Source organism: Burkholderia multivorans ATCC BAA-247 (assembly GCF_000959525.1).
GTDB classification, from domain to species: Bacteria; Pseudomonadota; Gammaproteobacteria; order Burkholderiales; family Burkholderiaceae; genus Burkholderia; species Burkholderia multivorans.
Genome location: NZ_CP009832.1, coordinates 2,333,418 through 2,347,711 on the forward strand (window position 1 = coordinate 2,333,418; position 14,294 = coordinate 2,347,711).

Here is a 14,294-nt window from a genome sequence, read left to right on the forward strand (position 1 = left end):
CACATGGCTCACACATTTGAATGACGTACATCAAAAAGCTCGCGATGCCATCATCAGGAACCAAGATACGTTCAGAGAAGCAATGGACGATTTCCAAGTCGGGGCAGATACGATTGCCGCGGGCATTAACCATGTGATCCTCAGATTTGGAACATTTGGGAAGGCAGCATCGCTACAGCGCGCAGAACAGGACTATTTATCCTCTTACGCAATATGGGTGCAAAAATTTGCTAAAGATAGAAACATAATTGAGCAGCAATTTTCAAACACCCCATTTAAAACAGAAATCAGCGGCATCCTGACGAATGTCCAGGGTGGCATCGAGGTTTTAGATTATTGCATTCAATATCACATTGCTTCAGCCTATGCTTTTGACGACCACAAACCTCGATCAGTAGAGTGCAAACTCAACGACACATCCGTCATTAACGTCCAAGCGTTGCTGATGAATTTGCGCATATGCACGCACACCATTACAGTAACCCTTCGCCCTGACCCGCGCTTCGATTTCGCCACGGAAGAAGACGCCCGCGCCCTCCTTAATGTAAAAATGAATTTCATCCGTCAATACTGTCCAGCAAACAAAATTGCAGCAGGAACAGATGCCCCAATCGCATCGTCAGGGCTAGCGCCATCCACCTAAAATCAGGAAATTGGACGGCCAACAGGAGCACCATCGCCTTGCTCCATGTGCCGATGCTGGCTAACAGAGATACCGGCCGCTTTGACGTCGTCGGTGAACGCCGCACCACCTTGTACTTGCACGGCGACGTCTCCTATTGCCTCGGCTTTGCCTTGCATCCCGCCGTTAAATGTGAGCCGCTTCTCGGTCGTCGTGTTGCCAGTGAAGGTCGAGTCCGGCACGTCACCGAGGAATTGCTTCGTGCGCAACGTCACGCCGTCCGCGCGCAGCTCCAGCACCGTTCCTCCGATGCGGAACACGATGCGCCCGCCCGCCGGCACGTCGACGCGGTATTCATGCTTCTCATGGTCGTAGACTTCGGATGCGCCATCCGGGTAGTCCCATGCCGTCTCTGACGGGCTGGATCGCGCCGATCCGCCATGCTGATCGGAGTAATAGCCCGGCGCAGCGTATGCGCCGGCAAGTTCGCCAGAGGGCGCAAACATCGACGCCTGTTCGCCAACAGATGGCGGCCGCCAGAAACGGACAACGCCGGCCGCGGCGGTCTTCCACGGCATCCAATCACTCACCCAATCGCCGATCCGCACGCGGCACAGCGGAGGCTGATACGAGACCTCTTCGACCGTCCCGTGTTGCACCATGCAAGCCATGCGGCGATCGATCTCGCCCAGTGCGTAGTCGCTCATGTTCGACCGCTCCCATCGTCTGCCGGATCCCAATACTGGGCTTCGTTGCCTAAGCCCGTTTCAGGATCGACGCCCCACAGAATCGCGGGACCATCCGGGATCTCGCCGATTTCCATCCCGAGCCCGAATTCGTGCGTCCATTCGACGAGCCACACGCAGTACGTATCGAGCTGCGGCCGGAACGGATCCTCCGCGACCTGCACGACCTTGCCCGGCGTGATCGGTAGCTCCCACGTGTTCCCATGCACGACCATCGCAACGCGTGCTGCCACCTCCCGGACGGCAAGCTCCGCGCCTTCGGCAATCGGATCGAAAACGACGCGGGCCTGCATGCGCGCAATCAGCGGCACGTCGCCCGTCCCGTCGTCGTGGCCGGGCTCGAACTCGCTCAGTTCGATGGCAATCAGCGGCGTGTCGATCTTCTGACCGAGACGCGGATACGCCTCGATTCGTTTCATCGCAGGCAGCTTCTCGCGCATGCCGCGCTCGATCGCATCGTGTAGCACTTTCAGGTTCTCAAGCACGGCGCATCACCTTCTGCAGTTCGTAGTTCACTTCCTGACGGAGAATCACCATCAGCCGGGCCTCGCATGCCTTGGCCGCACGTCGGAACGCGGGGTCGCCCGACTGCTGCCACGACACCGTGATCAGCCGGTACGGCATCCGCTCCTTGCCGACACGCTCGTATATCGGGCCATCCGGCTTTCGCTTCGTTTGCCGCCACGCACCTACGAACGACTGGCGGCCGACACGCATGCCCTTGCGCGTTTTCGTTGCCTTTCCGAGCCGATGCGCTTCGATCGGGTTCAAACCGAGCCACACCTTGCCGGTATCGGCCGAGCGGAGAAAGAAGTAGAGGCGGCTACGGATCACCTTCTGCGGGATCTTCGTCGCCGCCCCGACTTCCTTGGCGGTCTGGCTCTTGATCCAGCCCGCCGTCTTGCGCAACGTCCGTCGCCACGCACCCTGCATCGCGGACGGCGACAACCCTTGCAGCACGGCCATCGCCTCTTTGATATCGATTTCGATCTTCAGATCGTCCATATCGCCTACTGGAGAATGAGGACCGTCCAGCCGGTGCCGTCCGGATGCGCCTCAAGCACGCGGTAACGCTCGCCGCTTGCGATCAGGATGCTGCCCTGACGGACCGTAGTGGCATCGCGGTCGCGCAGATGAAACACCGGTGCGACGAGCTGCGTGCGCTGGCTGCCGAGATCCGGCCCGAGCCACGGCGACGCAAACATCCCTTCGACGGGCCGGCCATCGATCGTGATATCCGCATCGCCGAGATCGCGCAGCACCGCAGCGTCGACGTCCGAGATCAGATCCCGGAATGCCACGTCACGCCTTCAGCTTGATCAGCGCCTTCGGGCGCGTGCACAGATGGATCGGGTTCGATTGCGCCTCGATCTCGACGCCCTTGCCGAAGTCCATCAGCTCCTGCTTCGCGTAGTACGGAAGACCCGTCGTGTTCACCGCTTCGACATAGTCGGCCGGCGCGAAGCGCGTGATGAACAACTCGGGCACGCCTTCCGGCACTGCGTACGCTTCGTCGTCCGCAACGTAGCCGACGTCGCCGACGCGGCCGCGATACCGCTCGAAGGTGCAGCCGCCGAAGTCGAACGCGTCGCGCGCATCGCCACGCAGCTGCGCGGCCATCACCGACGCGAGATACGTTTCCTTCACCGACTTCGCGACGATCAGCTTGTTCCAGAACTCGCGCCCGCACAGCACCCGCACACCCGTGTACGTCATCGCACCGAGCGCGTCCTCGATCGCGTCCTGCACCTCGACGCACTTCTGACGAATCTCGGTCGTCGCAGTGGACAGCTCGAACGGAATCACCGTTTGCTCGATGCCGAAGTACTTCAGCAGGTCGATCAGGACCGTCTTGCCGTCAGCGTCCAGCACCGCGCCCTTGATTGCGCCGATGCGGTGGAATTCGTGCGTCGCATCGAGCTGCCGACGCATCTTGGCGAGTCGGCGATTCACGACGGTTTGCAGTGCCTCCAGCTCCGTTTCGGAACCGAACGCACGCAGGTTCGCGATTTCGTCGGCCATGATCACTGCACGCTGCGGCAGGTGCACCGTATTGAACGGGATCATGCTGCGCTTGCTACCCGCGACAACAGCAGCCGGTGCACCGCGCTGGCCGGCCGCGACGAGCGACAGCGTGTCGCCGTCGCGCTCGATCTGCACCGTCGTCGTCGTGATGCCGTCCTCTTCGAACAGGCGGAGCGTACCGATACGGCCCGGCACATACGGTTGCTCGTTGATCGCAGCACTCAGGGACGACAGCGAGAAGGCGTCGTCTTGAAACAGGGCGATGTCCGCCATACAACCTCCAACATGAAGTGGATACAAAAAAGGCCACGCGCAGTGCGTGGCCCTGAATGGCGCTTAGGACGGTCAGCGGACGATCACGTGCCGCTCGGCGAGATCGCTGCGGCCGGCAACGTCGAGCCCGGTCAACAGCGCACCTGCGACCTCGGCGAGCCGCACGATGCCCGTCGCCGGGCGCGGCGCGTCCGACGCCGGCAGCGGCGCATAGAGCACTGCCGCCGCGACTTCCGAGCCGTCGTTCGCCGTGTTGTCGTATGGCGCATACTCACCGGTGCTCGTCACGCCGAGCACCTGTCCGGCCGGCAGCGCCGGCCCTGCCTTGACCACGATGCGCTCGCGCGAAATCTGCCCGTTGCCTTCCGACACGAGAAATTCGGCCGTCAGCACGCCTTGTTGCTTCACGTTCGACATGAGTTTTCCCCTCCTCGGGTAACGTCAAAGTTGCTTGCCGCTCTTGCGAGCCGCGTAGATGGACGCCGCTCGCGGCGCGTTCGCGACCACGGTCGACTCGGCCGGTGCGACCGGTTGAGCGCGATGATTGATCCGCGTCTGCGACGCGGTCACACGCTCGAACAGCCGTGCGCGAACCTGATCGGGCGACAGGCCGTCCGCCACGAAGCCCGCTGTCAGCTCGGTCAGATTCGCCGCGAGACAGATGCCCGCAATGTCCTGCGCGTTGCGGATCGCCGCATCGACCGTCGCGCGATCGCGCAGCCCGGTGGCGAGTACGATGCCTTCGGCGCAGTGCTCGATGCGCGCGTCACGGCACGCGGCGTACACGTGCGACGCAAGCGCCGTTACGTCCGGCGCCGGCTGCGGTGCCGGCGTCGAGGTGGGCTGCGGCTCAGGAACGGGCGGCGCTTCGGCATCGTCGGCAAGCAGCGCACGGATCGGATCCGGCACGGCCGCGAACCGCGCGACGTGTCGCGCAGCGCCCGCATACGCCGCGATACGGATCGGCTCGGCGATCGTGTCGCAGAACCCCTGCTCCTGCGCCTGCGCGGCGGTGAGCCACGTTTCCGCGTCCATGATGGCCCGCACTTCGTCCTCGGTCCGGCCGCTGCGCTCCACGTAAGCCGCGAGCATGTTGTCCGACGTGCTGTCGAGCAGGTCCGCGAGCTTGCGCAGGTCGGCGGCCTCGCCGGCTGCGACCGTGTGCGGGTTATGAATCATCAGCATCGCGTTCGACGGCATCACGATCTCGTCGCACGCCATCAGAATCAGCGATGCCGCCGATGCAGCGACGCCGTCGACGCGGCCCGTCACCTTGCCGGCGTGCCGACGCAGCGCGTTGTAGATCGTGAATGCGTCGAACACGTCGCCGCCCATCGAATTCACGGCCACGACGATCGACGTAGCCGTCGCGGCGACCTCATCGAGCTTCGACGCGAACAGCTCTGCGTCCGTACCCCAGAAGCCGATATCGCCGTAGATCCGGATCTCGGCCACCTGCTCGCCGGCCGCGTTCGCCTGCGCCCGGATGTCCCACCAACGCTTCTTTCCCTTCATTCGCCATCCCCATTTGAAAAACCGCCTCCACCGTCGACCGGTTCGAGCGTGTCGTACCGAAGGCCGAGCCGCCGCTCGCGCGCAAGATCGGCCGCGTTCTCGTCGTCCACCTGCTCGGGGTCGTCGCCGCGCGCGAGCACCGCGCCCGAACGGCTCGCCAGTCCGGCCCGGATCTCCATTCGCTTCGCCGTGACGTCCTGCACGGGATGGATGTACGGCCAGCCCTGCGGCACCCATCGAACCCGCAGGTAGTCGCGCCGGTTTCGGTAGTAGTCCGGCATCGGCATCGCACCCGACAACGCGCAAGCATCGACCCACCAGCGCCAGACCTTCCGGCAGAACTGGTGAATGAACACGTTCCATTGCAGCTGCTCGATCGAGCGGCGGAACTCGTTCAGGATCACGCGCAGCACGCGGTCGCTCACGTCGCGCAGGTCGCCGGTCAACACTTCGTACGGCATGCCGACCGACGCCGCTGCGGCCATCAGTTGCTGGCGCATGAACGGGCCGTAGTCGGCACCCGCACCCGGCGGCGCAGCGAACTTCACGTCCTCGCCGGGCGCAAGCTCCTGCATGCTGCCCGGCTCGAGCGAAACGACGGGCGAGAACCCGTCGACGTCGTACTGCATGGCGCCGCCGGTCACGGGGTCGCCCGGCATGCCCGGCTCGGTCGGCGGCTTCGTGATGAAGCCGGCAAAGAGGTTGCTGACCTCCTGCCGAAACAGCACCGCGTCATCGAAGTTGTCGAGTGACTTCAGCCGAAGCAACACGGTCGACAGCTCGGGAACGCCGCGCACCTGACCGGGCCGAAGCGCGAGGAAGACGTGCGCAATCTCATCGGCCGGCACGCGCACGGTCTGCATGTTCGCGATCGATGCGCGCCCGTACTCGCCGGGATGACGCCGCAGCAGGTGATACGCGACACGTCGGCCGTCTGCGTCGAACTCCACGCCGTTGATGACCTCGCCACCGGGAACCAGCTCGTTTTTCTCCATCGGCAGCAGATCGCCTTCGAGTAGCTGGATCTGCATCGGCACTGCAAGACCGTCACGCGGGCTGCGCATCCGGCGACGCACCAGCACCTCGCCGTCGCTGAAAAACGACCGTGCGGCGAGCGTTTGGATGCCCGCGATGTCGAACACGTCGTCGGCGTCAATCTCCTGCCCGCTGTCCTCCCAAAGTTGCTTTTGCATCTTGCGCACCGCATCGTTCGGATGCTGCGGATGCGCTTGAATACCCGTGCCGATCGTGTTCGAAACGAGCCGCGCGATCGCCGTCTTGGCCCACGGGTCGTTTCGGATCGCATCGCGCGCGCGAGACCGCATGAGCGACAGGTTTTGCACGGCAGCCGTGTTCGGCCCCGCTCCTGATACTCGCCACGACTTCGCCCGCGCCCCTACAGTGCTCGCCGATTCGTATGCCGCCGCCTTCAACCGCGTCGGCACCACGAAGCCACGCCGGGCGAGCGCGGGATACGTGCGACTCATCGCACCCCCTTGCCCGCATGCCGCAGCCGGAAGATCGTTGAGCGCCCTGCAGCGCCGCTCAGATCGCGAATGATCTCGGTGCGCGCTTCGCGCAGCTCGGCGATCGAGCGATATTTCACTCGTCGATCCGCGTACTGGACTTCCAGCTCGCCTTTAGCGATCGCCGACTGGATACGCTCCAGATCCTGCTTTGTGTATGCCATGAACACCTCCTAGCGTCGCGACAGGTAGCTCGACCGCCCGACTCGACGCCCCTGAATGCGCGAAACCCCGCTCGGTGGCGGGGTTTCGGTGGGTTTTGCAGCTTGCTGCGCGAGCCGCGGGGTCTCGACGGCAACCGGTTCGGCCGGCGGATCGGGCAACGGCTCAACCGGTAGCACCGAAGGCAACGTCTCCAACACGGGAACCGCGTCGAACAACGAAACCTGAGAGACACGGTGCTGTTCCAGTTGCCAGTGCTCCTCCTTCATCAGATGCACCTTGACGCTGCGAGCCGCATGCAGCGCGTAGCCTTCGCAGTCCAGCGCCTCGTTTCTCGCACCGGCCTTCTTCTGCCACACTCGCTTGCCGCCGCGCGGCCCCGGCACCTTCACCTCGGCCGTGAGCTGCGACAGGTAGTCGCCGCGTACGTCGCGATACCAGTGCATGCGGCCCGGCCCGTCGCCTTCGAGCTTCAGCCGGTTTTCCAAAATCAGATCCTTCGCGCGGCTCACGCCGACCATGTACGGGCGCAGACCGTACTTCGCGGCCTTGCTGTTGTTCCGGGTCGAATCGATCGACGCCTTCGGCACGCTGAAGATCTCCGCGTCCGGATTGCTGCTGCCCTTGACCGCCATCACGTGATGCCCGGCCTGTTGCGCCGCGCGCACGTACTTGTAGACGGCGTCCGACGTGGAGCCGTCCGACGAGTCGATCGACGTCGCGCGCACGCGCAGCAGCCAGCCGTTTTCATGCCGGTAGCCGTGCGTCAGAAGCGTCGTGAGCGCACCCCATACGCCGCCGACGAGCGGATCCTGCTGTTGCTCGAGCACGTTGCCGTGGATTTCGCCCCACGCGACCAGCCAACTTTCCTCGCCTCGCCCCCACGCACGCAGGATGATCGCCAGACGATCGTGCTGCACGTCGACGCCGAGCGTCAGCAGCAAGCCGCCGGCCGGCACCGTCAGTTCGTCGTACGGCAGCGCCCGTTCGGCGAGCACATCGAGCTCCGGCAGGTCGCTCTTGTACTTGTACGGCCGACCCTGCGAGTTGTTCACGAACGAGCGCATCTTCGTGTCGTCGCCCTCGCGCAGCGCCTTCTCGGCCGTCAGCCACTTCTTGACCAGCTCGGCCATGTTGGAGCCGGGAAACGGCGACACCAGCTCGTTGATACGAAAGCCGGCGACACCGTGAAACGGCGCAGTGGCGACCCACCGCCCGCGCCGTACCGCGCGAATGCGCATCGCGTCGTCCCACAACGAACCGCAGTGCGGACACGTGTAGCGGGCCGATTCCGGCCGAGCGCGGCCGTACACCTCGTGCACAACATCCGCGTCCTCGCTCCACGTGACGTTTTCCCACGCAAGTTCGTGCTCTTCGTCGCAGTCGGGGCACGGCACCAGATACACACGCTGGTCGGACGCTGCGTACGCCTGCTGGATCCGCGACAGGCCGTCGACGGTCGGCGTGCCGCCCAAGATCATCTTGCGGCGCCGGGCCGAATAGCTCTTGTTCCGCTCCTCGAGCAGCGTGATCGAGTCACCCTGCTCGCGCACGTTCGTGTTCGCGTCGTCCGGCTCCTCCACAGCCACGACCGGAGCCGGCGTCGACTTCACTTCGTCCGGCGCGTTCGAGGTGATGAACTTCAGGAACCCTCGCGCAAACGTCTTGTGATCCCACAGGTTGTTTTTATCCCGCGCCGAATGGACCGGCAGTTTCGCCGAAAGCCGAGGCGTCACCTCGACCATCGGTTCGAACTTTTCGAGATTGAACTTCTTCGCCGTCTTCTCTTTCGGGAACATCACGATCATCGGACACGGATCGACGTCGATCCGCTTGCCGATGTAGTTCAGCAGGACGCCGTCCGTCCACGCGACCTGCGCCGATTTCATGCACACGACCTTCTGCACGTTCGGATCGTCCAGCGCGTCGTGCATGCCAAACACCCACGGCGTGATGGCCGGGTTATAGCGCCCCGGCGTAGCGGTCGCTTTCGCGCTCATCCTCCGATGCTTGCGCGCCCATTCGGTCGTCCCGATCCGCTCGGGTGGACGCAGCATCTTCGCGATCCGGCGAATCACTGCGTGCACCGTCTGGGTCGTATTCAGAAAGCTGCTCAAGGCATCCATAGATATGCTCGTTCAACCATTCGACGTCGACGTGGACGCCGTATAGCGCGTGCAGCTCCTGCACCAGCTTGTCGGCGAGCGACAGCAGTTCCGTTTGAAAAGCGCCGACCATCAGGCCGTATGCCTGTTCCAGCTGCGCCGCGTTGACGAGCTGCCCCTTCTTCTCGGCCAGCGTCAGCAATTTGATCTCGCGATCAACGCGCTCCGTCATCGCGCGCTCGGCGACGAGATCGATGCCGGTCTCGCTCGCGCGGCCGGCAGCGACTTCGCGCAGGTGCCGGATATATGCGACGCGGATCTCGTCTATCGACGCGGTCTTGTAATCGAGCCGAGCCTTGTCGACAAACCGTGAAACGGCCGACTGATCAAGATCAAGATGCTCGGCGATCTGCTGCTGAGTCGGCATGAATATGACCCCCTAGGGAGACTCGCCAGTAGAGAAAAAACGCGGGTGCGAGCCCCCGCGTATGGCGATGCCCAGAGGGTCCCCGCCTGCTCAAAAAATAGGCAGACCCGTACCGATCGCGACATCCGCGGTCCCGCCGTCGCCTGCTCGGTCCATCGCCCACACGATACGGTCGATCGCGTCGTCAATCACGAAGCACCGCGCGGTAACGCGCCCCATGCTTCGATCTTCATCCCACGTCGACCAGACCTCACTCGGCCCGGCGCTCGTCGACTCGATTCGCATTTCAGCGCCCCAATGCAAAAAGCCCTGAGAGCGTTCGCACTCAGGGCTTCATATCTCTGTACAGCCGGTCACTGAGTACGCTGGCCGCGGCGTGTCACAATTGCACGCTCGGGGCCAAACAAACCAACACCGGAGCAATAATGGATAAGCCGGAAATTGAACAACTTCAGGCCGAGGTACAGCGACTTCGTGCCGAGGTACAGCTACTAATCAAAGGCACGCAGCTTCGCGACGCAAACGCAGCTGCCCACACCTCCATCCTGCAAGCCCTCGCCAACCTGACGATGTTGTCGCCGGATACTTGGGAGCCGCTGGCTGCTGCACTTCGCATGATGTACGAGATCCGACGCGACCAGCCGGGCGTCACCGCCCTATATCGAGAGCAATTCGAAGCTGCCTTCAAGGCAACGTTGCCCGACCATCTAAAGCGGCTCGTGCTGCCCGATTAACCTTCTCAACCGCAGCCACCTCATTCAAGGCGTCTGCTACCAGCCCCGAGCAGACGCGCGTCTGGATGACGCGGGAGATTGGGCCGGCAAATCCACTGCATGTGCTCAGGGCCGCGGACATCGTCCGTAACGCATCGACTCCATCAGCGTCACCCGCCGTCGCCCATGACAAACGCGCCCTGTCCTCGAGAAGTTCATCGCCGACCCGATACAAGCGCCGCGCAAGATCTACGTCGTCGGCCGCAACAACCAAGCCCTCCGAGCGCAACCACGACTCGAAGTCGTTCCATTCGCGCCACTCACCATACAGCCGGCCGTTACAAGCAACCACCAATCCCTCAGGCGCTTCAGTCAACAGAACCGGTCGGGCGACAAATCTCTGGCGCGCATCGCCCTGCCGCTCATCATCCGCATCCATTTGCCACGCGACGACGTCACCACAATAGCGTGCGAGCCGCCGGCTGTCGGCCTGAAGAATTCCCCACGCCATGTATCCCTGTTGCGCGGCGACAAAACGATTGTTGTTCATCGGATACCTCGACAGGACGCATGCCCCAAAAGAAAAAGCCCCGAGGGCTTTCGCACTCAGGGCTTTGGAATTCGTTTCGTAAGGGCGAACGCCCCCACACGACCTAACGGGCTCCGCTATGTGTTCTTATGTCCCGAGAGGTTTGCACGACTAACGCGCGGTGCCAGCGAACATCCAGTGATGCGGTAAAGGATGTGCGAAGTTTACGCGATCCGCTCTTGGAATGGAAGACGTTTCATTCTCGCAATTGCCGGCGCATTGTGTCGTACACCGATCCATTCACGCTATCGAGCAGCGCGAGCATGTCGTGAAAGCGACGCGTCCAGTGTCGTCGGTAGTCGGCAAGCGGGACACCGAGCGCGTGAGCACGTGCCGCCTCATCGATCGGGCGCTTGCCTGAACCGGAGCAATCGGGGCAGATATACCGGCCGCCCCGGCGCACCACGCCGCGGCCCTCGCATTGCACACATTGGTCGTTGACCCATTCGTCGAGCAACCGCAGCGCGAATCGCTCAACGATATCGACCTTCGCTCGCTCGACTTCGTATCCCGCGCGCTGCTCGCGGCGATCGTCGCGATTCAAACCGGTGAAGCGGTTGCGCTTGAACCGGCCCGACGTCCGGATCATCTGCGCCAACAGCAGCGTCGCGCGTCGCACAGTCTCACGCGTGACGTCCTGCCCGGCCTTGATTCGAACCAGCAACCGACCGAGATCGTTCGCAAAGGCGAGCGCACCCAAAGTAACTTTCGGATCGGCAATTGGGTCGGTGAACTGACCACGAACGCTCATTGCGATACCCGCACGCTCCATCAAATCAATCACGACTCTCTCCTATTCGTCCTAACGTCTCAATGTCCCAAGGGAAAAGGCTTGCAGGTGTGCGCGCCTACGACATGCGCGACATGCGCCCTCACGTCGCGCATGTCGCGCCCGCGCACCCGCGCCCGAGGCCGCGCTTTGGGACGTCGGGACATGGGACGTCCACGGCGCGCCAAAGCTGGCGCAGCGGCGCGCCGACAATGCCGGCACGGTGCGCCAACGCATTACAGCGGGCTGTCGTCATCACCGGCCGTAACCAGTTCGCGTTCGACTTCAGGCTCCTGTTCCTCGCGCACGTAGTACCAGCCGCGTGAACCGGTCGATTCGCGCTTGCGCACCCAACCGAGCGACTTCAACGCCTTGCCGATACGGCGCTGCTCCGGGAGCGTCCATTTCGACGTATCGAGCTTCAGGACGTCGGCGAGGATTTCTTCCATCGTCGTGCGCGCAACGTATTCGAGGGCCTTCGCGATCTTGTCTTCGTACACGTCGCCTTCGTAGCGCTCAGCCTGTTCGATCTCGAACAGGGGACGCTCGTCCTCCGTGACGTGCCAAACGACGCCCGAGCGGTACAGATGCACGGCCTCGGCCCACAGCTGATCGCGCACGGCGACGATGCCGTCGATGTCCACCATGCCGCCGACGCGCAGCGGCCAGTAGCGGCGGTTGCCCGATTCGTCCTTCAGGTACGTATCGAAGTTGACCGAGCCGGCGAACACGCACTGACGCGGCACGTCGGTCGCCCGCTTGCCGTAGAAGTTGCGGAACCGGTCAACGGCCGTCGCGAAGAAGCTCTTCACCGCCGAAGAATCGGCCTTGTTCAGCGAATCCAGCTCGGCCAGCTCGATCACCCACTTGCCGGCCAGCACGGCATACGTGTCCTTGTTGCCGATCTGGATCGGCGTGTCGGTGAACCACGGAGCGCCCGCCAGCACCTTCAGTGCGGTCGACTTGCGGTGTCCCTGCTTGCCTTCGAGGATCAGCACGTTATCGACCTTACAGCCCGGTTCCATGACGCGCGCGACGGCCGCGATCATCCATTTCATGAACGCGAGCTGCACGTACTCGCTGTCGGCCACGCGCAGGTACGTCGACGGCATCTTCCGCACGCGCGGCACGCCATCCCATTTGAGCCCTTCGAGGTATTCGCGGACCTCGTGGAAGTGGGTCGCGTCCGCCACCAGCAGCACCGCGTTCATCACGATGTCGGTGCGCACCGACAGACCGTACCGCTGCGACAACCACAAGGCGCAGCGCTGGTCATCCATGTCGGTCCACTCGCCCGTCACACCTTGCGGGAACGGCGGCGCTTTGCGCTTCATCACGCGGCCACCGAAGTCGTCCTGCTCGATCACGCCCTTCCACGCCTTGTGGTTCGACAGGATCATGTGCACGTTGCCGAGCGTTGGTAGCAGCGTGCCCTTCTCGGAGCGCGCGAGATCCTGTTCCCACGTATGGGCGCCGTTCTCCGCTTCGCGGCCATCCCATTGTGGCCCTTCTGCGGCAGCGGACGTCGCGGCGGGTTTCGATTTCGGCACGTCCGCGGTCGACGGTGACATCGTCGCGGGCCGAATGTCTGCGTTCGCTGGCGCGATGACGCGCAAGATCGCTGCTTGTACCTGCTCGGTGACGGCTTCGAGGCCTTCTTCGACATGCAGGTCGTTGAAGTCGGTTAGCTTGCGCTCGCCGCGATCGGCGAACACGGGATAGACGACGCTCACGTCGTCAACCTCGGCTGCCGCCTCGTACGCGCGTTTCAGGCCCGTGTTCTCGAAACGCTTCCGGCGCACTGGCATCACATCGTTGCCGTAGCTCACCTCAACGTACGGCACACCATTGTCATCATGACGGCGTGCTGCGGCGACCATGTACCACGTATTCTTCGCCTCGATCCGCACCGGGTCAGCACCGAAGATCAGTTCGCCCCGGAAAGCGAACTCGTCGGCCAGCCACTCGCGCATGCGCTGCTCGATTTTCCAGTCGTCGTCGGCGCAGATCAGGACGTGAACGTCCGGGTGCATCGCACGTAAGCGGCGCACGGCCGGCAGTATTCCGCCCGCGTCAAAGCAAACATCGACTGCGAATGCCCGGTCGACCGCCATGCGGATCGATCGTGCCGTCGCGTAGCCTTCGGCGACCATCACGATCTGATCGTCAGCCCCCACCACGCCAAGCAGGCACGATGCGCCCTTCTTCTCCATGCCCTTGCTGAAGCGTTTCGCGCCGTCGGGCGTGATCTTCTGCAGGCCAACAAGGCGCGGTTCTTCGCCGTACTGGTACATCGGCACGAACATCGTGCCGTCGACATCAAAGCGCACGCCTTCGGCCGTGATCTGCTTGCGCTCCAGGTATGCGGACGTGCCGTGTTCGGATGCACGGCCCCACTGATCACGTGCACGGTTCGCGGCCAGCTTCGCCTGCCGCGCGTCGCGTTCGGCCTGCTCGCGCTCGGCAGCTTCCTGACGGCGACGGGTTTCCGCCAGCGCTTCTTCGCTCAGCGGTGCACCGCCCCATTCGAAACGCTCGGTACCGGGATCGTCGCCCGAGAAGTGACCGTAAGTGCCGGCGTATCCGATCACCGCACCCTTGCTGACGACTTCGCGCAATTGGTACCAGTACTTCTTTCGCGGCCCGTAGCGGTGGTGCTTGCCATCCGCGATCGGGTGGCCAGCCGGCAGTTCCGGATGTCCAGCTGCCGCAAGCTGCGCGCGGATCTGGTCTAGCGACGACATTCAGCGATTCTCCTTTCCAGTTCACGTTGATGAAGGGTTGAGCGCCATGCCTTCCGGCCGGCGCTATACACATCGGTC

At 63.3% G+C, this 14,294-nt stretch carries 16 protein-coding genes; 2 read left to right on the forward strand and 14 right to left on the reverse strand.

Features of this window, described 5'->3' with window-relative positions; genetic code table 11:
• Positions 1-82: 82 nt before the first annotated feature.
• Positions 83-643, forward strand: a complete 561-nt coding sequence (locus NP80_RS31090; protein ID WP_140401753.1) for a hypothetical protein — start codon at positions 83-85, stop codon at positions 641-643.
• A gap of 2 nt (positions 644-645) precedes the next feature.
• Here NP80_RS31090 and NP80_RS23240 read toward each other — a convergent pair whose 3' ends face one another.
• The 11 genes from NP80_RS23240 to NP80_RS31555 form a co-directional block, all read right to left on the reverse strand.
• Positions 646-1,329, reverse strand: a complete 684-nt coding sequence (locus NP80_RS23240; RefSeq protein WP_006408984.1) for a phage baseplate assembly protein V — start codon at positions 1,327-1,329, stop codon at positions 646-648.
• Positions 1,326-1,853, reverse strand: coding sequence for a hypothetical protein (locus NP80_RS23245; protein ID WP_006408980.1), 528 nt, complete (start codon positions 1,851-1,853; stop codon positions 1,326-1,328). Before NP80_RS23245 ends, NP80_RS23240 begins: the two co-directional genes overlap by 4 nt.
• On the reverse strand, positions 1,846-2,373 hold the full coding sequence (locus NP80_RS23250) for a phage tail protein (RefSeq protein ID WP_006414272.1): 528 nt from the start codon (positions 2,371-2,373) through the stop codon (positions 1,846-1,848). The genes NP80_RS23245 and NP80_RS23250 overlap by 8 nt, the downstream gene beginning before the upstream one ends.
• Before the next feature lie 5 nt (positions 2,374-2,378).
• Positions 2,379-2,669 (reverse strand): head-tail joining protein, encoded by a 291-nt coding sequence (locus NP80_RS23255; RefSeq protein WP_006411281.1) that lies wholly within the window; start codon positions 2,667-2,669, stop codon positions 2,379-2,381.
• 1 nt (position 2,670) lies between these two features.
• Positions 2,671-3,666: a major capsid protein gene (locus NP80_RS23260; RefSeq protein ID WP_006414277.1), complete on the reverse strand. Its 996-nt coding sequence runs from the start codon at positions 3,664-3,666 to the stop codon at positions 2,671-2,673.
• Positions 3,667-3,738: 72 nt separating this feature from the next.
• A complete protein-coding gene (locus tag NP80_RS23265) occupies positions 3,739-4,083 on the reverse strand; it encodes a head decoration protein (protein ID WP_006412178.1) in 345 nt (114 codons plus the stop codon).
• A gap of 24 nt (positions 4,084-4,107) precedes the next feature.
• Positions 4,108-5,181: a head maturation protease, ClpP-related gene (locus NP80_RS23270; protein ID WP_006412159.1), complete on the reverse strand. Its 1,074-nt coding sequence runs from the start codon at positions 5,179-5,181 to the stop codon at positions 4,108-4,110.
• A complete protein-coding gene (locus NP80_RS23275; RefSeq protein WP_006412170.1) occupies positions 5,178-6,668 on the reverse strand; it encodes a phage portal protein in 1,491 nt (496 codons plus the stop codon). Before NP80_RS23275 ends, NP80_RS23270 begins: the two co-directional genes overlap by 4 nt.
• Positions 6,665-6,871, reverse strand: coding sequence for a phage head-tail joining protein (locus NP80_RS23280; RefSeq protein ID WP_006412163.1), 207 nt, complete (start codon positions 6,869-6,871; stop codon positions 6,665-6,667). Before NP80_RS23280 ends, NP80_RS23275 begins: the two co-directional genes overlap by 4 nt.
• A gap of 9 nt (positions 6,872-6,880) precedes the next feature.
• Positions 6,881-8,869 carry a phage terminase large subunit family protein gene (locus NP80_RS23285; protein WP_172488703.1) on the reverse strand — a complete coding sequence of 663 codons (1,989 nt, stop codon included), beginning with the start codon at positions 8,867-8,869 and terminating at the stop codon, positions 6,881-6,883.
• Complete coding sequence (locus NP80_RS31555) at positions 8,832-9,401, reverse strand: hypothetical protein (RefSeq protein ID WP_006412168.1); 570 nt, start codon at positions 9,399-9,401, stop codon at positions 8,832-8,834. Before NP80_RS31555 ends, NP80_RS23285 begins: the two co-directional genes overlap by 38 nt.
• Positions 9,402-9,826: 425 nt before the next feature.
• Between NP80_RS31555 and NP80_RS23300 the strand changes: the two genes are divergently transcribed.
• Entirely contained in the window at positions 9,827-10,135 is a 309-nt protein-coding gene (locus tag NP80_RS23300; RefSeq protein WP_035948626.1) for a hypothetical protein, read from the forward strand.
• Here the strand turns inward: NP80_RS23300 and NP80_RS31095 are convergent.
• The 3 genes from NP80_RS31095 to NP80_RS23310 form a co-directional block, all read right to left on the reverse strand.
• Entirely contained in the window at positions 10,086-10,664 is a 579-nt protein-coding gene (locus NP80_RS31095) for a hypothetical protein (protein ID WP_140401752.1), read from the reverse strand. The genes NP80_RS23300 and NP80_RS31095 overlap by 50 nt on opposite strands.
• 235 nt (positions 10,665-10,899) lie before the next feature.
• Positions 10,900-11,487: a hypothetical protein gene (locus tag NP80_RS23305; RefSeq protein ID WP_035948622.1), complete on the reverse strand. Its 588-nt coding sequence runs from the start codon at positions 11,485-11,487 to the stop codon at positions 10,900-10,902.
• 221 nt (positions 11,488-11,708) lie between these two features.
• A complete protein-coding gene (locus tag NP80_RS23310) occupies positions 11,709-14,216 on the reverse strand; it encodes a virulence-associated E family protein (protein WP_006412165.1) in 2,508 nt (835 codons plus the stop codon).
• Between the last annotated feature and the right edge of the window lie 78 nt (positions 14,217-14,294).

Coding starts and splice junctions, on each gene's coding strand:
- NP80_RS23310 (WP_006412165.1), bottom strand. CDS start 14,216: ATGTCGTCGCTAGACCAGATCCGCGCGCAGCTTGCGGCAGCTGGACAT.
- NP80_RS31090 (WP_140401753.1), top strand. CDS start 83: ATGGACGATTTCCAAGTCGGGGCAGATACGATTGCCGCGGGCATTAAC.
- NP80_RS23285 (WP_172488703.1), bottom strand. CDS start 8,869: ATGAGCGCGAAAGCGACCGCTACGCCGGGGCGCTATAACCCGGCCATC.
- NP80_RS23275 (WP_006412170.1), bottom strand. CDS start 6,668: ATGAGTCGCACGTATCCCGCGCTCGCCCGGCGTGGCTTCGTGGTGCCG.
- NP80_RS23280 (WP_006412163.1), bottom strand. CDS start 6,871: ATGGCATACACAAAGCAGGATCTGGAGCGTATCCAGTCGGCGATCGCT.
- NP80_RS23260 (WP_006414277.1), bottom strand. CDS start 3,666: ATGGCGGACATCGCCCTGTTTCAAGACGACGCCTTCTCGCTGTCGTCC.
- NP80_RS31095 (WP_140401752.1), bottom strand. CDS start 10,664: ATGAACAACAATCGTTTTGTCGCCGCGCAACAGGGATACATGGCGTGG.
- NP80_RS23250 (WP_006414272.1), bottom strand. CDS start 2,373: ATGGACGATCTGAAGATCGAAATCGATATCAAAGAGGCGATGGCCGTG.
- NP80_RS23270 (WP_006412159.1), bottom strand. CDS start 5,181: ATGAAGGGAAAGAAGCGTTGGTGGGACATCCGGGCGCAGGCGAACGCG.
- NP80_RS23300 (WP_035948626.1), top strand. CDS start 9,827: ATGGATAAGCCGGAAATTGAACAACTTCAGGCCGAGGTACAGCGACTT.
- NP80_RS23265 (WP_006412178.1), bottom strand. CDS start 4,083: ATGTCGAACGTGAAGCAACAAGGCGTGCTGACGGCCGAATTTCTCGTG.
- NP80_RS31555 (WP_006412168.1), bottom strand. CDS start 9,401: ATGCCGACTCAGCAGCAGATCGCCGAGCATCTTGATCTTGATCAGTCG.
- NP80_RS23240 (WP_006408984.1), bottom strand. CDS start 1,329: ATGAGCGACTACGCACTGGGCGAGATCGATCGCCGCATGGCTTGCATG.